The sequence below is a fragment of the Eubacterium sp. ER2 genome (assembly GCF_000765215.1).
GTDB classification, from domain to species: domain Bacteria; phylum Bacillota; class Clostridia; order Lachnospirales; family Lachnospiraceae; genus Claveliimonas; species Claveliimonas intestinigallinarum.
The window spans coordinates 1-23954 of sequence record NZ_JPJE01000038.1; the positions used below are offsets into that span (position 1 = coordinate 1).

Consider the following 23954-nt stretch of genomic DNA (forward strand, 5'->3'; position numbering starts at 1 on the left):
ACGGTCCTTGATTTGGCCACGATCACCTTCTCCATCATGGCCTTGGAGGTGCCCATGGCGTTCACCGGATAGGCGGCCTTGTCCGTGGACAGACAGATGACCTTCTTCACCCCTGCCTCGATGGCCGCGGTCAGCACGTTCTCGGTGCCCAGCACATTGGTCTTCACCGCCTCGATGGGGAAGAACTCACAGGAGGGCACCTGCTTCAGGGCAGCCGCGTGGAAGATATAATCCACGCCGTGCATGGCATTTTTCACGGACTGGATATCCCGCACATCGCCGATATAGAACTTCAGCTTGTCGCTGTACTCCGGGAATTCCCGCTGATAAAAATGCCGCATATTGTCCTGCTTTAGCTCATCGCGGGAAAATATGCGGATTTCCTTGATATCTGTCTTTAAGAACCGGTCCAGGACAGCGTTCCCGAAGGAACCGGTGCCGCCGGTGATCATTAAGGTTTTACCTGCAAATATACTGCTCATTGGTTTGATCTCCTTTGTTTTTTGTAAAATAAAAAAGCCCTCCGCCATACCTTCGGCATAGCGAAAAAGCTTCTTGGTCTGATAGGCTATTCTTTTTATTTTTCTGCTCTATACGATCGATTTCTCAAAAATCCTTCCTGCCTTATAGCTTTCCAGGATGGTCTCCAGCATCTGTGCCGTGATCGTCCTGTATCGGAGAACGTAATTCAGATTTTTGACAAAGCCATCGTATTCCCACCTGTCTTCACTTCGGATGACGACATTCCGGTCTTCTCCCCTCATAAACTGCAGCAGATAGGACGCCACAAAATTTTCATTTACAAATGGGAGCTCCATATTTTCATCATCATCTTCCACAATCTGAAGGGGCTTGCGCCTGAGAAGCCAGTAGGCTGTGTAGGCGTGGATTTTTGTAAAATTGATCTTATCAATCTTATGGAAATTTTTCAGACGGTCGATATCCGCAAAGTAGTCGATCACTGCCTGATTTAACACACTGTCGGCAATCTGGACTTTCCCGCTGTATTCGGTTCTCTGGATATACTGTTCCATATACTGGCGCAATGTGTTATACCGTTTTATGAGCTTTTCTCTTCCGAAATTTTTAATAATTTCCTCATAGTCATAATTAGACCTGTTCGTCGCCATTGTACAGCGCCACCTCACATTCTCTCAATGTATCAAACGCAAAACTGTTTAAAAAGCGCACATACTCCTCCAATTCCTTTTGTTCCTGTATAAGCGTATAATCTTCAGATGAATTAGGCAATATGTTCTTTTTGATCTTTCCATTCTCTAATAACTCAACAAACCTTCCTGCTCTGTCCATGTTTACTCCTCAATCAACTTATCCACAGAACCGTCAAAATCCTGTGCTTGTTTTCCCAGTTCCATCATCCCATGTATACGCTTTTCCAGCATTCTGTATGTTCTTTCCTCTTCCTGATCTATCACAGTATGACCTTCCATGATCTCTTCCTTCTCTTCTCCTGAAAATGCCTTATCATACATAAGAGAAGCGATCATCCCCGCCGACTGTGTCTGTGATGCCAGACAGACGGACAGTCGCTCCAGCTCTCTTTTTCTGACTTTATTCTTACATTTGTACACAAGATCATGTGTACATTCACCCCACGCTTCGTCAAAAACTGTCCTCACCTGGATCTCTGCATATTTCCCATCATACCAGATCAGATAATGCAGACTACTGTAGCCTTCACTGGAAATCTTCGGCTGAAAGATCATTTGTCCGTCTATCATATAGGAAGAAATTTCATTTTCGTACCGAACATATAGTTTGGGCTGTTCAACAATAAAATCTTCGGTGTTATCTCTCGGATAATCCTGAATCCAGTTTTTAATATATCTTTCGCTCCCTTTGAAGAAGTTTGAAAAAATCCACTCATGAACCATCCTCCACTGCTGAGGATAGCGGATCAGAATACGGATCCCGATCAGATCTGTAATGATCTTGTGAAAATTCGCTCCTGACATGGGCCGATATTTCTCTATATCATAGTCATCGCCCTGCTTTGCAGGAAGCACAGCCTTCTTCCGTATATACTTTCCAATAAGGCTTTCCGTTGTCTTAACTCTGTATGTGGCAGAATGGATTTCTTTCAGATTATCGTCTGATAATATCATCATAAGCAAATTCCGGGCGGTCGCTTCACATTTTGATCTGTATGATGTCCTTGCCCTTTCGTATTGATCCGCAATCTTCTCCAGATTTAAAGCCAGATCAGAATCCGTTTTTCGCGCCTGCTCATATACACTTTCGAGCTCCGCATCTTTTATGATCCTGTCCAGTGTATGCGTCCACTCCATCACTTTTCCCCCTCTTTCTGCATCTTTCGTTTTTATATCACTCCTCCCATTTCAGATTTACCGTCATACTTATGTTGCTTAGTATTGTCATTTTATAACTTATTTTTAGGTATGTCAACCGTAACATACTAGAACGGCTCTCCGCCTTTTTCTGGTGTTTCTCCTCATATCCCCGGTGTTCCTTGTAATTTCACCAGTTTATTTAGAAGATCTTCTCGATTTCCCGGTGTCTCCTCAAAGCTTTTCATTATCCTGGTGTTCACCAACTTTCCCAGGAGTTCTTCTCTGTTTACTGGTGTCCTTTATTCCCACCACCAGATCTTCCTAAAGCTTCACCAGTTATCTTTGAAGCTTCCCATAACTTTTTTGCTATGTTAGATGCTTCCATAGTTGCTCCAAACTTCCCGTGTTATGATGGTTTAGAACAACTTATTTTTACTTTCAAAGGAGGTTTGGAACAACTATGAAAACACCTAACTATCTGGCAAAACTGCCACAGGAAGCAACTATCAAAAGCATCCAGGTCCTCAAGGACTACGATCTCATCACCCTCGATGTGCCTACAGCCAGTCAGAGGCTGTGTCCTCACTGCGGTTCCAATGACATTCCCTATCTTCTTATTATTTTTTTTACTATATTGATCATTCCGGTTCGTCTCAATAAATTTATTACGGCAAGAATTATCTCGTCCTTAAAATTGCACGTCGTGTATTTTTTTACTATAAACTTATATCCATGTTGATAATATTCGTTCCAAAATTCCTCTCGCTGTTTTGGTTTATTCGCTGGATGCTGAAGTTGAGGCTGCATAAAATCTTTTATATCTATCTGACGATATTCAAAATTGTCCTTAATACTATCAAATATCTTCTCTCCTTTTTTGTTGTTAATTAACACCAATGAAACACCTCTATCGTCATTCCATTCTGGTACTTTCTTTTCAATTCCCCAACAATCCGCAATAGTCAATTCAGTGTCTCTAAATATCGATGTATACTTGCAATTATAGCATGATTTCCTCAATGCTAAATGCGAATAGAATATTTGCTTATGCTTTTGTATAAATGCAGGTTTGTATACCTTTTTGCCATCCTTCAGAACAACCGCTTCCGTATGATTCCGCCATCCATTTACTTTTGGTCGAAACTGATAATACTCTATTTTTTTCTTATATCTCCTCTGTAGAGATGCAACATGCTCTTTCCATAGTCTCGGACTTGGGGTCCCGTGGCACACAAAATCACATATAATTAGTTTATCCATGCTGGTCTTCGTTCTTTCCAAGTAACTTTTCACCCCCGCGCATTGACAGGGTGTACCCGTGAACAGAACTTCTATCCCGTTATCTAAATCACGCTTCACACTTCCAAAACTGCCGCCCAAATCACTTTGTACATATTTCGAACCCCTAAGTTTGTTCCGATCCGATTCAGAAACTGCTCTTATATGCTTCACCACAAAATCATTATCTATAGTTGCTCCATATACAACACCATTACGATTCAAAACAAAATCAGATATGCCAGTGAAAGCACCACCTGATGTACTGCATTCAACAACTTCTTTATTTCTGTGTCTTACGGCCAATACATGAGGATAGTCTCCAAATGTCTTTGTTTCTGTATCCCTATGCTGAAAATCGCAAACCTTTACGCATTGTGAACAATCTACGCATATTTCTGTATTAACTTGAGGATACAGAAAGCCTTCACGATTCGGTTGCAATGTTATTGCATTCTTAGGACATATGCTTTTGCATGCTGTGCAACCGCAGCACTCATCTTCTCTCATATAAGGTTTAATCATCGCTTCACCATACTTTTTAGCCTTTTCAAAACATGAATCATTTCGTTTTTCTCAAATAAAGTATTGAGGATAAACACAACTACGACTGCAAATATTCCAACCTCACAGGCATATAAAACCCATGTAAACAAACTTGTGGGTTCATATGGAATAAGTAAAAAGGGAATTGTTACTAGCGCTATTCCAATTAAAACTCTTAGTGCTCTCCAAAAGCCATGCAAAACTGATGTTTTCACTATCCTTCTTGGGGTAAAAATCAACAAGTCAATATCGCGGTAAATGTTAGAACAGATTGACCCCACCAGAACGCCATATATTCCTATAAAGGGAGTCAAAACAGAACCTACGATGACTAGTATTAACGCTTGTATTGTAGTTCTCCACCGTGTTTCTTTGTACATACCGGCTGAAATAACTATCATTCCCGGAGGAGTTTTAATGCAATAAAATACACCATTGAGTGTAAACAAAAAACCCACCAAGGGTAAATCATAGTTCGCATCTGTAATATTTGCAGTGTATATTCTAATAAACGGCATAATGGTGGCAAGTGTGATGGAATATATGATTGTAATCAAAATATAATAAGCGTATTCAAACTCCTTATATGTCTTTTTTAAAGTATCCGTTTCATTTCGTGCAATTACATCCCCAAAGGAAGCTGATAAGCCACTGGTAAAAATCCCCAATACTCCATCAAGTCCCGACATAACCATGTTGAATACAGAATATACACTTACCATTTTTAAATCTTTTAAAAAAAGTGTCAGCAACACCACTGGCGCGCCTGACTGCACAGAACCAAGTATCTGAAGATATAATGCATCCCATCTTTTATTTAGGGCACTTGTGTTCGCTTTTTCCTTGTAGTTAATATATGTGTAATTCTTTTTGCAATAAACCAACAGAATGGCAGAACGAGCAAAAACAGAAAATAGCGCAAAAAATTTGACTGTAACAATCCCAAACCCGTATACTGCTAATATAATTGTTACCACTGTTCTTATCAAAGTAGATAAAATCGAAGTCAATGATAATACATAGGATTTTTGATCCGCAGTAAGTAATGTTCTATATTTTGATAAAGTAAAAAAATCTAATGCACCACTAAACCCAAGTATTACTACTAATACAACAATTTCATAATAAGAAAGAACTTCTGACTGAATAAAAAGAGGATATAACACAGACAAGGCAGCCGTTAGACCTGTAAAGATACAACCAGCTTGCATATAAAATCGTTTTGAAGCAACAACAACTCCACTAATTGCTTTATGATCATTATCAGCTAGAGGTTTGTACAGCGCATATATTGTTGCGCTTGATAGTCCAGCTTCAACCAGATTAAAGTATGCTATAAATTGCGATATTGACGATACCAAGCCGTTGATTTCAGACCCATAACATATTAGCATAACTCTCGGCAAGATTAATCCAGTGAGCATGGTAATCACTTGCTGTAACGCCATCGCAACACTATTATATACGAATTTTTTAGTTCTACCTAAATTATCAGCCATTCAAGATCCTCCTTAAACAACGAAGAGATTGCACTCTTTCGTTTACGAGTATTCTACAGATAGGATTGTAGTTCATATTCTCTATATGGTCAGTCTTAAACGATGATAGCATACGGTTCTGCAAGCCTAAAACCCTTATGATATTTTCTAATCTGGAATTGGCTGTTGATGAACTCGATAGTAAATCTATGTATACATTTCTTTGAAAGATAACAGAAAATGCAATTCCGTGGAATGAATTCGTTACGACATAACTCGCATGTTTAAACAACGAAAGCCATTCTTGTGGTGTTACATAAGATTTGTACTGCACTCCCTTTATTTTTTGAGATGTTGCATTTGAGATATAAACAATCTTTTCTCCCGTGATTTCTGAAAGTTTTTTTGCGAAACTTAGTATGTCATTCGTTTCTTCCATCAGATATAGTAAGATATACTTTCCTTTCACTTCATCAGGAGCTATTATTAGCTCCCATTCTTCTTTAGATAAAAGATACGTTGGATCCAGCGTTACCGGCACTTCAATTCCCAATAAGTCCTTGATAATGTCCGCCCCTTCTTTTTCCCGTACTGTTATTATATTAAAATCAGATAATAATCTTTGATACTCTTGCTTGTATTCCTCTGGAATACTGTCAAGGCCAAAACTAGCGGAAAATGCATTTTTCTGTTTTTTTTGCTGTACAAAATCTAAAAAATACGTCTTATCAAAACTCGTAATGTTATAATTCCACACTTGATCACTTCCACATATATATATCTTATCCTCTTCAGACCCCTCTGGCATCTGACCATCGGACAAAAGATACTCTTCTATGAATGGATAAAAGGCTTTATGTTTCCTTAACTTCGAGCGGCAGTGGATCAGACGGTATATAATTTCCTTGATTGAGGAATTTTTCACAAAAATATTTGGCGCGTACGCTCTATTGATTCTTTCATTTTGATGGTTGCGAACATTGCATATGTTTCCTTCGCCTTCAATAATTTTCTTCAAAGCATAGCACTGCAAGACTGCCCCATAATTGTACGCATTATGAAAAGTGACAATTTCTACAGATTTCTTCATATTAAATCATCCCTTCGGTTTCTTGATTTAAAATATCTCGTAATTTACAATAATAATTTCGGATTGACCATTGTTGAGAACACCTCCGGGCACCCTTCCTCATATTTTCCAACAGCTCTAAATCTGTTCCAAGATGTTCCATTTCATCGCTTAACCGCCTTATAAAATCCTTCCCTCTCGGAATCATGACCGCACACTCTTGATTCGAATATTCTCCCATTCCTCCAGAGTCTGTGTGAATAACCGGAATCCCTGCCATCAAAGCCTCAAGAACCACGAGGCCTGCTGCTTCTTCAACATCGTAAGTAGGTAATACTGCAATATTGGCTACTTGCCAAAGTTTTAACATTTCTTTATGTTCCACATAACCTGTAAAAATAACAGGATTGGTACACTGCTTAGCAATTTCTTTTAAGCTTTTTAAGTATTCATTTTCCGTGTTGTCTGAATAAAAAATGCCGCCCACAATAACTGCGCAAATCTCCTTCATTCCGTTTAAATTTTTAAACGCACTCAGGAATTGAGTCACTCCTTTTTCGGGAGCAACTCTGCCTGAATACATATAAACCAATTTATCCCTCGGAATGCCGTAGTGCTCGTACATTCGGAACTTCTCAACATCATCAATCTTTTTATAAGGAAAAGTGCAATTCTCTATAACTAAATACTCCAAATCCCTTTTTATGACCTCTCGAATATTTCGTTGTAGATATTTCGATACAGAAATATTAACATCAATAAAGCTATATCCGTAGTTATATCGCAACATATCAAATTGTGTCAAACCTGGATGTACATCATTGTAATGGGCATGATACAAAATCTTTTTAACTCCGTTTTTTTTTAGACATTGGACAATGTTAAAATTCGCTTCGACCAGTACAGCATCAAAGTCAGACCAACTGCCAATTTTTAATACTTTGTGTGAAAACGGCAGTTGGAGCATTAACCAAGGTTTTTTTACAGTTCTCCTATTGATTGAGTATAAATAGTTGTTTATTTTGACAACAATATTCCGAACAATACGACTCTCCGATATATTCACGAACTTAGTATGTTTATAATCATACTGCTTGCTGATTGCGTCCTTATCCGCAATAGTAAAAACGGTAAACTCAAAATCACCATTCACTTCGTTCTCATTTATTAATATTTCGATTAAACCCTCTACTCCGCCGCCTTTAGTTGCTGGGATCGGCAAACTTCCACCTGTTATAATAGCTATTTTTTTCATTCCTTATCTCCTGACCAGTCGAAATACAACCCGGTAAAATTTACTCCCCTTCAAAAAAGCCACTGTTTCAGCAAACTTGAAAAAAGGCACCTGATAGTTACAAGCCTTCGCTACTATCAACATTTCAGAGCACTCTTCTTTCGCTGATTGTATTTCTTCTTGGAATCTCGCGCACTCGTGTACATACTGAAGCAAGTGGTTCCATGTTTTATCCAATATTTCTTCTTTTAGTTTCTCATACTCTCCATGAGTATTTATCCATTCAAGACGATTTTTAAAACCAAAATATAGTCCTTTTGCTCTCCCAAACTTTACTGTTGTAGAAATACTATTTGCACGAATCATATAATGATAAAACGCCTTATCGCAAAAATAAACAGACTGAGCTTTAGCAAAGACGCGATGTGTCGTATAAAGATCCTCGTAAAGTAATCCTTCGGGGAATTCTACATCCCACCATAAATTAGCGCGGTATATATTTTTCCACACTTGAGAACCGTATCGATCGAGCAAAACACTTTCAAGGACATTTTGTGTTTCCAAGCACCGCATTTTTCCATACACATCAGAATTAACTGTTTCCTTTGCGTCATTCTCAAACCACTTGCATCGTATGATATCCGGAGAAGATTCTTTTATGATGGACTTTATATAAGATAGATAATTTGCTTCTATCCAATCATCACTGTCAATAAAAATCAAATACTCACCTGCAACATATTTAAGTGCAGTATTTCTAGCTGCGGAGAGCCCTCGATTATTTTGGCTAATAACCCTATATTGAGTTTCTCTCCCGCGAATAAACTCCTCAACTAATTGTCTCGTTTCGTCTTTAGAACCATCATCAACTAAAATGACCTCAAAATCACGACATAATTGTGCGTCTATACTGCTAAGACATTTTCCTATATATTGCTCCACATTATAAAACGGTACTATCAACGAAAACAGCATTATCTTTATACCTTCCTAAATTTATATATGATCTTTAAAATTTTCGACTCCAGACCACGCCATTTACAAACAATAGGATGATCCCACCCCATAATACGTTTTACTTTCTTTTGATACTCTATATCCTCCATAATATATTGAGGATGCCTAAGAGGAAACTCAAACTCATAGGTCTGCATATTAAAAACTCTGCGAATCCCTCTCGGAAGTTTATTAATGGTATCTGTAGAGTGTGTCGAAGATGGCGCAATGCCGATATTTTTTATCAAATTCTTCGACGGCACTATATTGATTCGATGATTCAAAAACATATCTGTTGCTAAAATTGTTTCGTAATATGGTATTCCCTTGGCTTTATGATTTCGTGAGGCTTTAATTAAAGTTGCAGACTGTGTAAATCCTCGCAATGCTTTTAAATTGTCTACCGCCTTTTGATTACTTAGGAATTCATATGATTCATCCCAGTTTTCTACAACTCGTCGCCAAGAAGCCCATCCCCATATCGAACACATTGTCGAAAAGAAATAATCCGCATTTTTATCATTGTACACGCCTAAAGTATTCATTCCTGAAATAATATTAATTCTTTCATCGTTCTCATACTTGTCCAGCATTTCCTGACAGAATGTAAAGAAGCTCTGACTCGGAACATCATCATCTTCTAAAACAATACACTTGTCAACCTCACTAAAAGCCCACTTTTGTGAAAGGTATTCAGAAGGATCACATCCATGATTTTCCTGTCGAAACCATGTATATATATCGCACTCCCAATCAATTTTATCTAAAACACTTCTACATTCTAGGATTCCTTCCATATCGTCTTTCCCTAGTCGCGCACCATCCTGATATAGAAAGAGCTTAGCTGGTTTTGCTACCGCAACCTGATTAAATACCTGAAAGAATTGTTTGGGCCTGTTAAAAAACAGCAGAAGTACCGCTGTCCTCAGTTTATATGGTTGTCCTTCTACATGAAAATGTTTTTTTTCATGCTCGTACATACTATACCTTCCCTTCTATAATGCCTTTTTTTCCATGAACAAAGCAGTTATTTGGCACATCAAAATCTACGTATGTATTGGCACCTATTACAGCATTATCACCTATTTTTATCGCGCCAACAACAACTGCGCCTGTATATATCGTCACATTATCCCCAATTGTAGGCATTTCACGGCCATTTTTTGGTTTTCGGTTACTTCCTATAGTAACATTTTGAAATAGTTCTAGGTTACGTCCTGCAACTACTTGATGTCCAACCACTATGCCAAGAGTATGCTGTATCCGGAACCCACCCCCGATGACTGCATATGGTGAAATTTCACATGCAAATACTTTACGCATATGATGTAAAATCATATCTGGAATCATTTTGATCTTTTTTTTATGCAAGTAACTGCCGATTCTGTAAAGAACCACAGCAAAAAACGCATGACCTGTAAGAAAGCCACGTATCATCCGGATCCAATTCAGATGATATGCCTGAGCATCAGCTTTTATCATTTCAAACCTCCATTTTTCAGGATCGCAGCACACCAATTCCATTATTCCCAGGTTCGTATCACGCTGGCATACAAGAATCTGGCCCCGAAAATTTATAGTCCAACCTTCAATGTCATTATAGACGTTAACCTAACCATATCTCATTTCTCATCCCCAAAAACTGCTACCCGATTTATGAATCCTTTTGCCAGTCCTATCAGTTTTTCTTCAGTCTTGTCAAATACCTTTGACCTTTCAATATGCGCTATCAAAAAGTTTCTTAGTGCTTCAATTCCAAGGCTAACAAGATACATTAGAAGAATGGAACCAACAACATACAACCAATATATCTTAGATCCCGGCCACGAAGTGGCAGGGAATAAATTTCCCCTAACCAAGGTAAGCAAGCTCTTATAAAAGTTAAAACGTTAAAATTTTGATATCCGACAATAACACTCAAAAGATAGAATCCAACACAATATCAGTACCTTGAATTCTAGCAGTAACAGCTTCTTTCCCTTAAATTGTTTCTCTACGCTAAAATAACCTGCAATGATAAAAATATATCTACTGCTTTGTAACTTGCGTTTTCGATAAACCATAAAATATAATAGCTGGGCGAAAATTGTACGGCAGAATTCAACGTATCGTGTCCCATTCGATGAAGAGTAATCACCATCAGCATTGCGAGAATTCTCAACAGCTCAATCCCTGAACTTCGGGATCGCACTGACTTCACTGTGTTTGCCACCTACACCATTTGCTTTTCACCTCATTCCTGTTCGTTTACATTTGCCAATACAAGCATACCAATAGTCATCAAGTTTAACCCAGATGATCCTGCCACCATAGCAGCCTCAAATGTACCCATAATTAATACTGCACAAAACGCAATTAACGAAATATACTTGTACAGCGTGTCAGCGTTTTCAGCCGACTCTGTAGTTCTTTTATATAATATCTTCAAAAACAAGACAAATGGTATGAGCCCATACGATGCAAGTACATCGACATGCGTATTGTGAAATTGTGACTGCCCAGTCCCTCGGCTTAAGCCACTATAATTTCCGAAGAAAAAATGATCTTTGATCGAATCAAAAGCACTGCTCCAAACATTAATGCGCGAGGTTAACGATTTACCTTCGGAAATCACAAAATCAAATCTGGTTTGTACCCAAGTAGTATCTACCACCTGTAAGTAAACTATCGCAAAGATGATGGGTAGCATTATTATAACAAAGTATATAAGTCTGCTAGGCCTAATGCTAAAAAGACGCAGGGCGAGCAATACAGCGAAGAATACTAATGCTAAAAGGCATGCCCTTGACAATGTTAACCAAAGCATATATACAAGAACAATGATTATCGGCAGGTACAAAAACTTGATTCTGCTTATAGACTCATCAAACATCATCATGAGTCCATACAGAATCAAATGCAATAACCACATGGCCAATGTATTGGGATTCGAAAAACCGAGTGTTATTCCTCCACCCATAGTTTGGCTTCTCCCCAACACGAAATATGCTAATACAAATATCACCCCTGCTACAATTGGCAACATTTTCATTATTCGCAGTATCCTTTTACTGCACACACGCAGTTCGCGGCTGAAATATAGCAAATACATAAATGTGGTAAACATGATAACCTTTTTGTAATAGTTAACTCCCATCATACCACCACTGTATAAACCGTTGATAGAAACATGCACAAAGCAAAGTGCTAATAGGACGAATAAATCAGTTGAGAATATACGGATTTTCTTCAATATATATAATAATGGTACCAAAAAGCTTACATTAAATAAGACAGATGCAAGCGAAGTAAATCCCAAAACTATCGAGACTGATATCATAAATGAGATTACAATCTCCATTGCCAAACATTTTGACAATAATCTTTCATCATAACTCAAAACCACTTCATCCCCCCTACAATCTCTTTAAGCCCAGCAGTTACTATCTAACATATAATATCTCAATATCGAAAATCAATCTTCTCTAAAGTTGTACTGTCATCCCACAAGACTGACGAAATTATCGTCCCCATATTTCCTTATAAATCTCTATATATGAATCACACATCACATCTTTACCATATTTAGATATTGCTTTTTTACTAATAGATACTTTGTCCCATTCCATATCAAACATCCTTATTACGACATCTTCTAAGGCGTCCATATTCCCATACTCTACGAAATGACTGTATCCTTCCAAGGCTATCTGCTCTGGACCTCCGGCCATAAACCCCACTATAGGGGTACCACAGCTAAGAGTCTCCGCAGTAACCATCGAAAAGGTCTCTTTCTTGCTCGTTAAAATCGTTAAATCCGCCATAGAGTAATATTCAGCAAGCTTTTTCTGATCCTGAATTCTCCCCAGCAGGATCACATTTTCAGAAACCTCTATATCGTCCTTATGTGACCCTGCTACGATCACTTTTATATTTTTATCCTTTACCCGCTTTGCTAATTCATTGACGTAATAACCGCCTTTGATGTGATTCGAATCCAAATTAAAATTCGGCGATGCATGGAACAAAACTTTCTCACTATCAGACGCATATTTCCTGCGTAGTTTCTTGCAGTTTCTAAAGTGAAAAACATCTGGATCCAGACCGTTTAAAATCACTCTATGGTCTTTCCCGCCTAAGATTGGCGACTGCTGCGCTCTCTTCATCAGCCAAGGGGAAACAGATGTAACGATTAATTTGTCGTTAAATCCCTCAAAGGCAGTCTTCATACGTTTCCACATCGTAGAAGTTCTGTCAAAGAACCAGGAACCCGTTTCCGCGCGCCAGCGCGGACAACTCATGGAGTGACCGCATCCTTCGCGGGTACTCCATTGATTACAGTCAATGGAGTACCCGCATCCTCCCGTGTACATGAACTCTGCATGCAGAGTCAATACCGTTCGGATGCGGGTGGCTTTCAGCCACTCGACCAGCTTGTAAATGTTGACAAAATATCCATTTATGCACTGAAGATGTACTACATCCGGATTTTCCCTTTTTATTATTTGAATCAGTTTGCTTGTGGATAGACTACAGCCTCCATACATAATCCCTGTTGCATTTGCCATGAAATGATTAGCATGCGAATATAATTCGCCACATGTTTTATATACATTTTCTTCTTGAATTTTTGCTCCTCTACCATAACAAACAACGGATTCTATCCCCCTTTTAATTAGCTCGGTATGGATATCTGCAACAATTTTACCGGTACTTCCCTTTTTATAAACGCAATTGACTTGGATTATTTTCATTTCGATTCTCCCACTACCATTGCCACATCACATAACACCCTCTGGAATCTCTCTACATTCTTTTGGCTTCTGTGATTCTTCTCAGCAAGCTTAAGAGCACGCTGCCTGTACTTTCCTCTCGCCTGCGGGTTATTTACAATTTCCACCAAGGTATCCTTCAGCTTAGACTTCTCAGATACCACATATGCAGCCTCATTCTCTATCAGATACTTGCTGCACGCATAGCAGTCTGGAGCATATAGCAGAAAACACTTCCCGCTAGAAAGAAGATCAGCTATCTTTGTGGAGAATCCAAACTTCAAATCTTCTTTGTAAAAATCATCAAAACTTTCTACATGAAGAACCAGGTCGCTTTCAGCAATAACTTGATTCACTACGTCATACTGAACAAAACCATGGAAACGAATTCCTGGACAAGCCTTTAACTCATCTTCTACTCTTTTCTCCCTGGCTCTTCCATAGACATCTATATGTAATTCAGGAGATATTTCCTGCAATATGCTTGCTACTTCAATCAGACATTTATGTCTTTCAATGCCAAGATTTCCGCAGTATGAGATAATAAATTCTCTATTCTCTGTAATGGCAGGACTTATGGCCATATCTGATGCAGTATAAATAGTCTCAGACGGGACCTTGAATTCTTTGGCATACGCCTTGGTCAGCTCGTCACACAAATAGATAATATAGTTTGCACAGGCATAGGTCCTCCTCAATGCTTTCTTTAAATCCGATAAAAATACCGGATACATCATTTTTGCGATGCCGCTGCTTCTGAAGTAGTCAAAGTCTTTAAAATAGTAACCTTCACTGTTGTATATAACCAGTTTTGCATTCTGCCTTTTCGCTACTTTACGAGAAAGCTCATACATGAATGCAAAATCCCCTGCCTGTAAGAGAACAACCTCTGGGGCAAACTCCATCACCCACTTATTAAAGCCACAGCTTTTCCATCTTCCAGATCTCCATATCATATTACGAAGCATCATGGTAATGGAGTTTCTGGGTGTCTTTTTCTTCTCCTTACTATCTACCTGCCTGACCGGCGTATTCTTCGACTCACCTGTCTCAGTTTTTTTTGTAATTTTCGAATTTCTACTCTCTTTATTGACCTCTTTAGCAACCACACCTCCGAAACATTTTCCGCCTTTAAATGCAGACAATGCTTGTTCGTCTGTTACATTAAAGAAATTATTGCAGACCGTAAAATCCAAGTTATCTCCTGACAAGTAAAATTGAGCAAGCTTATCCTTCGGCCAGCCCCTGAAGAAATTTCCTAAAGTTCGTCCATTTGACGATGTTGCGGAAAAGCAATTACTGCTAATTACCAGAACTCTGGGATACTGCAATTGTTCTTCCACCACCTGATCTATTGTATCTACTTCCATCTATTTTCCCCCATGTATTTAGGACACTATCATCTTTGAATACTAATCCAACTGAGCCTCTTTGGTAGGAAGCTTTGCTCTATTTCATGATCTAGACGTTGTTTTGGCTTTTCCTTATCCGGCTCTTTATTAGACCTGTTACCCAATTCAACACCACAGCAAGCACATAACTTATAGCTAATAACACAACACTATTAAGCAAATAACTTCCAAACACATCCTCTGCTAAAAAGTACAGAAAGTACCCGTGAATCAGGTACAGGCTATATGAAAATTTCCCCACCCAGCTTAACAAACGTTTGAATGGTTGAATCTGGGCAGTTATTAGGAGAAGTGCAGGTGCTCCGCCTGACTTAATAATCAGATTGAGCAGTGTCACAACATAGTGGCTCTGCTCACGAACCACCGGAATTTGCTTAACCGCCAATGCAAGCAGTGCAAACACCGCTAGCAGAAATCCAAGGATACATTTTCTTTTCTGTTTTGCCCCCGCACCATTTTCGGCTGTGTTATTTAGAACGTGTAATCTCTCGTAATCAGAGTAGATTAATCCCCCCAAAAAGGCGATAGCCTGCTTACCGCGAAGATTGTCCAAAAAAATGAATGATAGAATTGCTGCTACTCCCCAGATTATGTAACAAATTCTTTTATCCGTAATGAACCTATATGCTAACCAAAACAAGAAATAGCAACATACAAGGTACTGCATATACCACATCAAGGCATTTCGCGTCTGCAAAAAGGTCAGCACCAATAGAGTATCTACCAGTGTGCGCCTTGCTAAAACGGATGCAATAACTTCAACTATAAAGTAAGGTATATAAACCGTCACAAGCTTATTACGCCAGAAATGATCCAGACCTTTCATATGGTAAGATGCCATCAGCCCATATCCGGAGCAAAACAAAAACAAAGCAACTCCAAGACCACCTAATGGGGTAAACCATGTCCGTCCGGAATAATTGCCTATATGGGAAACCATCACACAAAGAATGGCTATCCCTTTTAGCTATAAAAAATGGTTTTTAGAACACCATTGAAGTTTAGTTTTCTTTTCCATTTGTCATTCCTCTTTCCACTCCTCTTCTCTATCAATTTCCTCGATGGATCAAAATCATTGACATCTCTGAATTTCTTTTCATTGAGAAGAACGCTTTACATCAGGTTTTCCTCTTGGATATTTACTCAAAACACAACATTATAGAGCAGCAGTAAACTATCGTTTACCAAGAACCACCCTGATAAAATGTTGTAATTTTACCGGCACCAGACTCCAAACTCGATATGTAAATCTATAATCACTTTTTCTCCAGTATTCATGCACATCTTTCCAATCCAAGTTTTTCTTCCATGTGCGCAATATAAATTCCCTTTTTCGTGTGTGACTTGAAGGACAGTTAAGCGGCCCATTTCCTTCTTTCACATCTTCATAATCAACAGGCCAAAAATCTATTAACGAATTTTCGAATAATTGCTTTCCTTTTTCTGTATTCACTAAAACGCAGGATACACCTTTTTCCATATCAATCTTGCTTTTTAGATCCGGACGTTTTTTCGCAACTCCCCAAAAATCACCAATTGTAATATCGGCGCCTCTCAGTTCCTTTGCATAATTACATTCATAACAGCTGTCGCGGTATATTTCACCCTTTAAATAGTATGTCATGTACGAATTTAGTCTGTGATTAATTTTTAGAGATTTGCCATTCGTGTATTCCATGCAATTATTATATGACCATCCTTGTGATTTATCTCTAAAGGTAAATTTCTTTAAAGACGTCCGGTCAAGCATATCAAGATATGACAAAAACATTTTTTCATTTGTGACGCCATGGCAAATAACCTCGATGGTGTATAAATTGGAGGCATCGTTAGTATATCTTCTCATAGCACTCACCTGACATGGAGTACCAGAGAACAGAACTCTGTATCCCTGTTGTAACTTGCTATTAACTTCGGTATAAACTAATCCCATGCTCGCTTGAACATACTTAGAACCATATATTTTCGCCAATTCATCTTTCTGATTTGTGATACACATAACCGGCTTAAACTGTTCATCTAATTTGCAGCCGGTTATATACCACCCTCCTTGATCAACACATTTTTCAGCTACAGCCGCAAAAATCCCTCCGGATGAAGAATCCATTAATTTTCGCTTGTCTTTGCGCACCGCTGCATAAATTTTCAGCGGTTTATGTAACTTCTTATCTTTTTGTATATTCGGGCACACCTTAACACATTTGCCGCAGTTTATACAACTCTTTGACACGGATGGCAATAAATACCCATACTCGTCATCAGGCTCCATACAAATTGCTCCAACGGGACATATTGTTGCGCAAAGACCACAGCCTGTACATTCTTTTCTTGGTAAGTCTGATACAATCATCATTCTTTCTACTTCTCGTTCGCTTTTTAATATAATTTATTTAATCTATTTTTATTCTTTTTCCCCTAAACATAAGTTTAAAGCAATTAAAGAATCCTAGGTCTTTTGTCGTATCCCTATGTCTTATGATATACTGTATAATCCATAATGCCGAAAAATGAGGCGACATTGCAGCATAGATTGTTCCCATATTAACGAAATATTTTTCCGTATAGCCTTTAAACCAGCTTGAATTTTCTCTTACATCGTTAATATCTGCTATAACTTCCGGAGATGTAAATGCCTTAAGTCCTTTATCTAGACAATCATGCAGAAACAGAGAATCCTCTCCGCTTGAAATGTCGGTTCCTGCGCCAAAATTTGGTGCAAATAATATTCTTGCATTTAATACTTTATTTCTTCTAAATGCAATTCTAGCCGACCCATATCGCATGATTGTAAATACGTTCAGCCGATGGCGATCTTTGTTGACATATCTCTTGCTAATATTACCTATCGAATTCAAATTAAATGTTATTAAGTCCGCCTTTTTACTATTTGTAAATTCATCAATAAGTACCTTTTCGTAATCATCATGCAGAATCTCATCGTCATCAACCAGTAAACATATGTCTGCGGTTGCTTTTGATAATGCAAGATTTCTGCTTCGAGATAATCCACGCTCGTTTACGTTGAACCATTTGACCACATTTTGATCTGTCTTTATCTCATGATAGGAATACTGATTGCACTGATTCACAACAATAGCGTTTGAACGTATATTCATTTTATCTATAAGAGAGAAATCTTGCTGATGCATTGTTGCTACCAGTATTTCTAATGTCATCGTCTCCCCCCATTTAATGCTTTTTTGATAAAAGTCCGAGCGCATTCTATATCTTCTCTACGTATCGATTCTATGTGTTCCATGCTATAATCAAGGCATATTGGTTCTTGCAGCTTTTTTCTAAGGCGTTCCTGCAAGGAGTAATGATTTAACAAATTCTCGATACGGCTATTCTGATTATCCACTTGTCCGTAATTTCTCTCGTATACATACATTTTTGTTTTAGACAGCAAAGAGAATACGGTTGCATGAAATGAATCAGTACACACGAACATTGCCTTACTTATGAGCTCCACAAATTCTTTTGGCCCAGCATTTACATACTCCACATCATCAAGCTCATCATAAATCTTAAAGTGATGTAGCAGAATCTTAACATTAGCTCCAAGCGCTTCTTTTATTTGTTTTATATCAGATATAACTCCATCCCTGGGCGAGTCTAAAAAATAAAGTAATAGATATTTTTCTTTTGAACTCCCCATCCATTCAGACCACTCCACGACAAGTGTCGGATCTGGCATGACCGGAACATTTCGTCCTATTAGCCCCTTTATTATTCTTGCACCTTCCTCTTCCCTTACAGAAATCGAATGAATACTCTTAATATACCTACTAATTCTTCGTCTATTATACTTTGGAATTTCCGTACGTCCTAAACTAGGAGCATACGCAATCCTCTTTTTCACAGGAGCAAACTGAAGATAATAAAGGGGGTCAGGATACATGGAAGAAGCGTTCCAAATTTGATCACTCCCGCAGACAACAGCTTTGGTTTGTTTGCTTGACGCCAGTCTTTTCAATTCATGCATTCTATATTCTTTAACATCCAGATATTTTCTTCCAAATTCGTTAAACATTTGCTTCGTAACATCATTAGGCTCTGCATCAAGGTTTTTTTTGTATCCTTGTTTTATAGCGCCAGCGTGTTTATAATTAACTGCCATTCTTAACGCTAACACTATGATTTTCTTTAGCCTAAAATCTCTTCCTTCCGGCCCAAAAGACTTTTCCCAAATAATATCTACATTATCTCCAAACTCACCTAGGAGCTTTTTCATTGCAAAGGCCTGTAGATAAGTACCATAGTTATAGCCTGTATGCGCAGTAATAATATATATATATTCCATGTCCATTCTCCTGTAAAACACAACTGCCCCAAATATCACTAACCGATTATTTATGCTCTGAAAGTATTTTTATGCATGCTATAGGTGAGACAATTAATGCTGCCAAAACATTCCTAACAAAGGATCTTACGTTTTTTCTTCGCATCTCAGCAAAAGCGATAACGGCATAGTGTCTAGCTTTTATGTATTTTTTTTCTTTCTCGTCAAGTTCGTTAAAATACCTTTGTTTATTTGCATACAATATGTTTTCTCCAGTAATTTTCTTTTGTCCACTAGATAGTCCACCATATTCTCCAGTATGAACATAAGCTTTAATATCGCAGTGTGGAAAATAAGTAAATTTTCCTTCTCCAAGAATAGCCTTTTCCATCAAATAGAATTCATCTCCTACATCTATATCTGGAAATCCTCCTATTTTTCTAATATATTCTGTTCTAAACATAAATGTATCTGTTCCTGTCATATGGTGTATTAGGTGGTACCGCATAAGACTTTTCTTATCTGTATCTTTAATATAGGAGCGAACCCTTTTATCAATCAATTTTTCATTTTCATCATACAGAAAAAGATCTGTGATACCGTAATCTGCTTGTGTCGAAATCAAATCTGCCAGCTGCCGCTCTATTTTTTCAGGCAGATAAATATCATCGTCATCCAAAAAAGTGATATACTCTCCTTGAGCCATAAAAATTCCTCTGTTTCGTGAAGCAGAAGATCCCAGATTTTCTTCATTGACGATATATTTAATGGTAATTTTGCCTTCCATGTCATCAACAATTTGCCGAACTTTCTCCGTCCATCCACTATCCGCATTATCATCGATCAGCACAACTTCAAAATTCTTATATGTCTGTGAGGCCAAAGACAGCAGAGCTTTCCTTAACGTATCGCTCCTTCTATAGGACGACATTACGACAGAAACAAAAGTATCTCCTGGATCCTTTGGAACTCTTTGCTCCTCCTTCTTCTTCTCCCCGGTCCCTCCTTCAACCACAGACTCATCTTTTCCAAATACATGGAGACTTCCCAAGAAGCACTTGATATCCATCCCAAGTCCCATCTTCTTAACATATTCTCCATCTAGCTTCGCCTTATCAGGAATCTCAAGTTCATCTCTACCATTGATCTGTGCCCATCCGGTCAGACCGGGCTTCACGTCGTTAGCATTATATTTATCTCTCTCAGCTGTCAGCAAATCCTGATTCCACAGAGCAGGTCTTGGGCCGATCACTGACATGTTTCCAACGAAAATGTCCCAAATCTGTGGCAGTTCATCCAAACTGTGTTTTCTTATAAACTTTCCAACCTTAGTAATGTACTGCTCCGGATTCTCCAATTGATGAGTCGGCACGTCATGTGGTGTACTCATCTTCATGGAGCGGAATTTATGCAACTTAAAATACTTCTTATTCTGACCAACACGCTTCTGCGTAAACAAGACCGAACCTGGATCTTCTATCTTTATAGCAAGAGCAATCGTTGCAAAAACAGGCCATAGCATTACAAGGCCACCGAATGACAGAACTACATCAATAGCTCTTTTGACTCTCTTTTCATAGAAAGAGGGCTGATAATCAGTATCTCCAACAGCCTCAAGATGTCCCCTCACGCCATCAACATTCTCTTTATCATTTTCATCCTTGATGAGGACGACTTTCTTACCCTCAAATGGGTTTTTCTGTTCTTTATCATCCTCATATATAGAAGAGGATTTTTTCTTCTTGGCAAGAATACTCATGCCTATGAATGCAGCACCTATAACAGCCACAGAAATTTCTATCATTTTTTTGATTTTTTTCTTGTAAATAGACATGGCTCCCTACTCTCCTTGCTTTCCTTAATTAGTGCCATTGTAAGAATTACCACATAGCACAAATAGTACAAATGCTTTACTGAGGCTTATTACATAAAACTCAGTTCAGCACCAAACTGCTCTTTATGCTCTTTCGCCTACTGCTCGTCTGGCTTATACTGAGCTGCACCATATCCAGGTACGGCCTCGCCAGCTTCCAGTTTTCTGTCGCTTTCCACTCTTGCTCCAGTCTTGACAATTGCCCCGGCATTCACATGGACAAACTCATAAATAATCACATCGTGGTCAACAATATCTCCCACAGAAATAATGCAGCCCCCATGGGTTACCGTATTCGCATTTACAATCGCCTTTGGTTCCACCACAGTACCGGCTTTGATCACGGCACTGGGACTTATATAAGCAGTGGGATGGATTAGCACTAGTATCGAGTACCTCAGCTCTTCAGCCTGATTCAACAGTTGCTTTCTGACTGTGTTATTGCTAATTCCACAGATCACATCAGAATACCAATCACGGTACTTTTCAATATCAGCAATTTTCCCTATGGCATCCTCAGAATTGTCGTTCAAGAAATGCACAAATTCATATATCGGTGTTCCATCAATATTCAAAAGACTCCGTGCAACCTCTCGGACTACTTTTCCGCATCCTCCTGCCCCAAGTACCAATACTCTCTTTCCCACGTACTTGACCTCGTAGTGATTTTTTATGCCCTATGAAAATCCATCCACTCACCCATTCCCCCTGAAATGGTTTATTCGAGACGCACATTTTTGTAATAACTATATAAAAATGTGCTTTATTGCCATCCATTTCCGCCCTTATTTTTGTCTATTTATCACAAACGATTTCTCAGCTTTTCATCTCAAAGACGTTGACCGCATGAAATGAAAAGCTGGTAAAATCTGCGATCTCCCCGCACATTTTCCAGTCACCGTCCATCTTTCTCCTGGCTCCAAAAACGTAGGCTGCATCTGTCACTACAGCTCCCCTTCCAAATGCTTCCTGTATGGGGCCGTTCGGATGAAATTTATTTTTCTGCCGGTTCGTGATTTTATATAGCTTCTCGTAATCGCACACAACGCCTCCCAGATCAACCAAGATAATGGCGCCTTCGCTCTTTCGATGACAGCATTTCCCAAAAGCTCGTAGTCCATCTCATAACTGTCCTTCTGCACATCCACCAGTACCAGCTTTGCCCCTACATAGCACACCGGACTGGCTGATGCCGTAAATGTATAGGCGGATGTAATGACCTCATCCCCCGGCCCTATTCCCAGCAGATGCAGGATGGATTCAAAACAGGCAGTAGCTGAGTTCAGACACACAGCCTTGTTTGTATGGCAGTACTGCGCTATCTCTTTAATCTCTTTTTCCCCACATCCGTCGGGCTGAATGGTACATTCCTCATCTATATCTTCTCCTATCTCCGTTTTACTCTTATGGTTCATATACCCCGTTTTGGTAATACGTTCATATACTAAAAAGCAGCCGGCAGATGCTCCGACTCTCTCAGTCGTTATCTGCCAGCTTATCTTCTTCCAGTCTGATCCCAAATAAGATGTTTCTCTTCTCTCCCAGAAGCTCCCTCTCTATCAGCACATATCGCTTGCGGATCCTCTGCCTGACGATATGGGAAAGATATCGCCCTACCGGCCCATCTGCGCTGATAATCTTCCTGTCAGCATCCAGCTGTACAAGGGATCTTCTCACCACATGCTGTCTGTCCTGGATTTCTTCCAGGAATCGCTGCTCTTCCTCCGACACTGCCAGAAATGTCTCTCCCTCCTCTTTCAGGAGTTTTGTCAGCTTGGGGACTCCCTTCAACTCCATGTACATCTCCTTTGGTTTATCAGTATCCATAAAAAGATAACCCGGAAACAGGGCTGCGAGATGTATCTGCCATCCATCCCCCTCTTTCCTGGCGCACTCCCTTTTTATATAGAAGCATTCCTTATAGAAATCCTCAGAAATCATTTCCTTGATCAAGCAGACAAGCGCTTCTTCACTGCCTGTCGTTGTCTGTATCACATACCACATATCGCTTCATGCAGCCCCTTTTTGGGTATGCTCCGCCATATCCGCAATTTTTAAAAAATTCCGGACTGCCGCCGCACACCGATATCACAAAAATCTCCATTCTCCATGGCACTGACCACAGACAATGGTTCTGATCTTCGTATTTTTCTGATTGATCGAGTTCCTGTTCTTTAGCTCTTGGATGTGATCTCCAGGCCCGCCCGCACCAATCCTTCCATGCCCTGCACCGGTGCCGCAATGTCCGCAAGGCGCTTATGCCTGTCTATCCTCCGTATCCGTCTTTCCATCCCCACAAGCGGTCCCTCCGTTATGTGGGTGATCCCGTCGCGGATATAGCCCTGTGACATTGCAAGATGATGCTCTCTGCCGCACAGACTGCGGAGGAACTCTTCTTCTTCCGGCTGTACCCTCAGCAGCAGCCTGTCATTCTCCATGACAGACACCACGCCGCGGTACGGCTCAAGCGCCTCTGACAGCTCATCCGGCTTTTCCGTCTCCAGAAAAATGTATCCAGGAAACATGGATCTGGTCTCTGTGTGCCAGCTGCCCTCATAGCGGCGCATTCTCTCGTATGTAAATGTAAAAACATCTCGCAGCACCTGGCCGGATATATTTCTCCGGCAGGATTCCATGATCTGCTCTGTCTTTTCGGACTGGCATCTGAGTATGCACCACATAAAATCACTCCTGTTTTTCGTAGATTAATCAGCTCTACGAAA

The 23954-nt window shown here is 39.4% G+C and carries 25 protein-coding genes; all 25 read right to left on the reverse strand.

Translation table 11 applies throughout. The features are described 5' to 3' along the window. Positions 1-473 (reverse strand): polysaccharide biosynthesis protein (locus NI21_RS0113205; RefSeq protein WP_197052630.1); only part of this gene is annotated, 473 nt, incomplete at its 3' end. A gap of 117 nt (positions 474-590) precedes the next feature. Continuing rightward, positions 591-1130, reverse strand: a complete 540-nt coding sequence (locus NI21_RS0113210; protein WP_033126679.1) for a hypothetical protein — start codon at positions 1128-1130, stop codon at positions 591-593. Further along, complete coding sequence (locus NI21_RS0113215) at positions 1111-1311, reverse strand: hypothetical protein (protein WP_033126680.1); 201 nt, start codon at positions 1309-1311, stop codon at positions 1111-1113. Before NI21_RS0113215 ends, NI21_RS0113210 begins: the two co-directional genes overlap by 20 nt. Positions 1312-1313: 2 nt before the next feature. Continuing rightward, positions 1314-2309, reverse strand: coding sequence for a hypothetical protein (locus tag NI21_RS16140; RefSeq protein WP_052084107.1), 996 nt, complete (start codon positions 2307-2309; stop codon positions 1314-1316). Positions 2310-2918: 609 nt separating this feature from the next. Next, on the reverse strand, positions 2919-4100 hold the full coding sequence (locus tag NI21_RS0113225) for a Coenzyme F420 hydrogenase/dehydrogenase, beta subunit C-terminal domain (RefSeq protein ID WP_197052628.1): 1182 nt from the start codon (positions 4098-4100) through the stop codon (positions 2919-2921). 11 nt (positions 4101-4111) lie between these two features. Further along, entirely contained in the window at positions 4112-5635 is a 1524-nt protein-coding gene (locus tag NI21_RS0113230) for a lipopolysaccharide biosynthesis protein (RefSeq protein WP_033126682.1), read from the reverse strand. Further along, positions 5628-6704 (reverse strand): polysaccharide pyruvyl transferase family protein, encoded by a 1077-nt coding sequence (locus tag NI21_RS0113235; protein WP_033126683.1) that lies wholly within the window; start codon positions 6702-6704, stop codon positions 5628-5630. Before NI21_RS0113235 ends, NI21_RS0113230 begins: the two co-directional genes overlap by 8 nt. A gap of 1 nt (position 6705) precedes the next feature. After that, entirely contained in the window at positions 6706-7938 is a 1233-nt protein-coding gene (locus NI21_RS0113240) for a glycosyltransferase family 4 protein (RefSeq protein WP_033126684.1), read from the reverse strand. Between the two features lie 3 nt (positions 7939-7941). Further along, positions 7942-8892, reverse strand: coding sequence for a glycosyltransferase family 2 protein (locus tag NI21_RS0113245; protein WP_033126685.1), 951 nt, complete (start codon positions 8890-8892; stop codon positions 7942-7944). A gap of 5 nt (positions 8893-8897) precedes the next feature. Next, positions 8898-9893 (reverse strand): hypothetical protein, encoded by a 996-nt coding sequence (locus NI21_RS0113250; RefSeq protein WP_052084109.1) that lies wholly within the window; start codon positions 9891-9893, stop codon positions 8898-8900. Between the two features lies 1 nt (position 9894). Beyond that, positions 9895-10395 (reverse strand): serine O-acetyltransferase, encoded by a 501-nt coding sequence (locus tag NI21_RS0113255; RefSeq protein ID WP_052084110.1) that lies wholly within the window; start codon positions 10393-10395, stop codon positions 9895-9897. Positions 10396-10535: 140 nt separating this feature from the next. After that, positions 10536-10772, reverse strand: coding sequence for a hypothetical protein (locus tag NI21_RS16790; RefSeq protein WP_147581202.1), 237 nt, complete (start codon positions 10770-10772; stop codon positions 10536-10538). Between the two features lie 374 nt (positions 10773-11146). Further along, positions 11147-12292, reverse strand: coding sequence for an O-antigen ligase (locus NI21_RS0113260; RefSeq protein ID WP_147581203.1), 1146 nt, complete (start codon positions 12290-12292; stop codon positions 11147-11149). 121 nt (positions 12293-12413) lie between these two features. Further along, positions 12414-13646: a glycosyltransferase gene (locus NI21_RS0113265; RefSeq protein WP_033126687.1), complete on the reverse strand. Its 1233-nt coding sequence runs from the start codon at positions 13644-13646 to the stop codon at positions 12414-12416. Beyond that, positions 13643-15034: a glycosyltransferase family 1 protein gene (locus NI21_RS0113270; protein ID WP_033126688.1), complete on the reverse strand. Its 1392-nt coding sequence runs from the start codon at positions 15032-15034 to the stop codon at positions 13643-13645. The genes NI21_RS0113265 and NI21_RS0113270 overlap by 4 nt, the downstream gene beginning before the upstream one ends. 91 nt (positions 15035-15125) lie before the next feature. Further along, complete coding sequence (locus tag NI21_RS0113275) at positions 15126-16034, reverse strand: acyltransferase (protein WP_304413190.1); 909 nt, start codon at positions 16032-16034, stop codon at positions 15126-15128. Between the two features lie 216 nt (positions 16035-16250). Beyond that, the gene (locus NI21_RS0113280) at positions 16251-17429 is read right to left on the reverse strand and encodes a Coenzyme F420 hydrogenase/dehydrogenase, beta subunit C-terminal domain (RefSeq protein WP_197052629.1); all 1179 of its coding nucleotides are present in this window, start codon (positions 17427-17429) and stop codon (positions 16251-16253) included. Between the two features lie 37 nt (positions 17430-17466). After that, complete coding sequence (locus NI21_RS0113285; protein WP_033126690.1) at positions 17467-18252, reverse strand: glycosyltransferase family A protein; 786 nt, start codon at positions 18250-18252, stop codon at positions 17467-17469. After that, positions 18249-19379 (reverse strand): polysaccharide pyruvyl transferase family protein, encoded by a 1131-nt coding sequence (locus NI21_RS0113290; RefSeq protein ID WP_033126691.1) that lies wholly within the window; start codon positions 19377-19379, stop codon positions 18249-18251. Before NI21_RS0113290 ends, NI21_RS0113285 begins: the two co-directional genes overlap by 4 nt. A 46-nt stretch (positions 19380-19425) precedes the next feature. Beyond that, positions 19426-21192 carry a sugar transferase gene (locus NI21_RS16575; protein WP_081958091.1) on the reverse strand — a complete coding sequence of 589 codons (1767 nt, stop codon included), beginning with the start codon at positions 21190-21192 and terminating at the stop codon, positions 19426-19428. A 137-nt stretch (positions 21193-21329) separates the two neighbouring features. Beyond that, positions 21330-21878 (reverse strand): PglB, encoded by a 549-nt coding sequence (locus tag NI21_RS0113300; protein ID WP_147581205.1) that lies wholly within the window; start codon positions 21876-21878, stop codon positions 21330-21332. Between the two features lie 169 nt (positions 21879-22047). After that, positions 22048-22176 (reverse strand): hypothetical protein, encoded by a 129-nt coding sequence (locus NI21_RS17315; RefSeq protein WP_369792834.1) that lies wholly within the window; start codon positions 22174-22176, stop codon positions 22048-22050. After that, positions 22176-22751: a DegT/DnrJ/EryC1/StrS family aminotransferase gene (locus NI21_RS15920; protein WP_052084111.1), complete on the reverse strand. Its 576-nt coding sequence runs from the start codon at positions 22749-22751 to the stop codon at positions 22176-22178. The genes NI21_RS17315 and NI21_RS15920 overlap by 1 nt, the downstream gene beginning before the upstream one ends. After that, positions 22708-23235: a transcription termination/antitermination NusG family protein gene (locus NI21_RS16145; RefSeq protein WP_081958092.1), complete on the reverse strand. Its 528-nt coding sequence runs from the start codon at positions 23233-23235 to the stop codon at positions 22708-22710. Before NI21_RS16145 ends, NI21_RS15920 begins: the two co-directional genes overlap by 44 nt. A gap of 170 nt (positions 23236-23405) precedes the next feature. Further along, positions 23406-23912: a transcription termination/antitermination NusG family protein gene (locus NI21_RS0113315; RefSeq protein ID WP_033126693.1), complete on the reverse strand. Its 507-nt coding sequence runs from the start codon at positions 23910-23912 to the stop codon at positions 23406-23408. Positions 23913-23954: the final 42 nt, after the last annotated feature.

What these genes read in the sequence shown, in the direction of transcription:
- NI21_RS0113210 (WP_033126679.1), bottom strand. Translation starts at nt 1,130, where the DNA reads ATGGCGACGAACAGGTCTAATTATGACTATGAGGAAATTATTAAAAAT.
- NI21_RS0113215 (WP_033126680.1), bottom strand. Translation starts at nt 1,311, where the DNA reads ATGGACAGAGCAGGAAGGTTTGTTGAGTTATTAGAGAATGGAAAGATC.
- NI21_RS16140 (WP_052084107.1), bottom strand. Translation starts at nt 2,309, where the DNA reads ATGGAGTGGACGCATACACTGGACAGGATCATAAAAGATGCGGAGCTC.
- NI21_RS0113225 (WP_197052628.1), bottom strand. Translation starts at nt 4,100, where the DNA reads ATGAGAGAAGATGAGTGCTGCGGTTGCACAGCATGCAAAAGCATATGT.
- NI21_RS0113230 (WP_033126682.1), bottom strand. Translation starts at nt 5,635, where the DNA reads ATGGCTGATAATTTAGGTAGAACTAAAAAATTCGTATATAATAGTGTT.
- NI21_RS0113235 (WP_033126683.1), bottom strand. Translation starts at nt 6,704, where the DNA reads ATGAAGAAATCTGTAGAAATTGTCACTTTTCATAATGCGTACAATTAT.
- NI21_RS0113240 (WP_033126684.1), bottom strand. Translation starts at nt 7,938, where the DNA reads ATGAAAAAAATAGCTATTATAACAGGTGGAAGTTTGCCGATCCCAGCA.
- NI21_RS0113245 (WP_033126685.1), bottom strand. Translation starts at nt 8,892, where the DNA reads ATGCTGTTTTCGTTGATAGTACCGTTTTATAATGTGGAGCAATATATA.
- NI21_RS0113250 (WP_052084109.1), bottom strand. Translation starts at nt 9,893, where the DNA reads ATGTACGAGCATGAAAAAAAACATTTTCATGTAGAAGGACAACCATAT.
- NI21_RS0113255 (WP_052084110.1), bottom strand. Translation starts at nt 10,395, where the DNA reads ATGATAAAAGCTGATGCTCAGGCATATCATCTGAATTGGATCCGGATG.
- NI21_RS0113265 (WP_033126687.1), bottom strand. Translation starts at nt 13,646, where the DNA reads ATGAAAATAATCCAAGTCAATTGCGTTTATAAAAAGGGAAGTACCGGT.
- NI21_RS0113270 (WP_033126688.1), bottom strand. Translation starts at nt 15,034, where the DNA reads ATGGAAGTAGATACAATAGATCAGGTGGTGGAAGAACAATTGCAGTAT.
- NI21_RS0113280 (WP_197052629.1), bottom strand. Translation starts at nt 17,429, where the DNA reads ATGATGATTGTATCAGACTTACCAAGAAAAGAATGTACAGGCTGTGGT.
- NI21_RS0113285 (WP_033126690.1), bottom strand. Translation starts at nt 18,252, where the DNA reads ATGACATTAGAAATACTGGTAGCAACAATGCATCAGCAAGATTTCTCT.
- NI21_RS0113290 (WP_033126691.1), bottom strand. Translation starts at nt 19,379, where the DNA reads ATGGAATATATATATATTATTACTGCGCATACAGGCTATAACTATGGT.
- NI21_RS16575 (WP_081958091.1), bottom strand. Translation starts at nt 21,192, where the DNA reads ATGTCTATTTACAAGAAAAAAATCAAAAAAATGATAGAAATTTCTGTG.
- NI21_RS16145 (WP_081958092.1), bottom strand. Translation starts at nt 23,235, where the DNA reads ATGTGGTATGTGATACAGACAACGACAGGCAGTGAAGAAGCGCTTGTC.
- NI21_RS0113315 (WP_033126693.1), bottom strand. Translation starts at nt 23,912, where the DNA reads ATGTGGTGCATACTCAGATGCCAGTCCGAAAAGACAGAGCAGATCATG.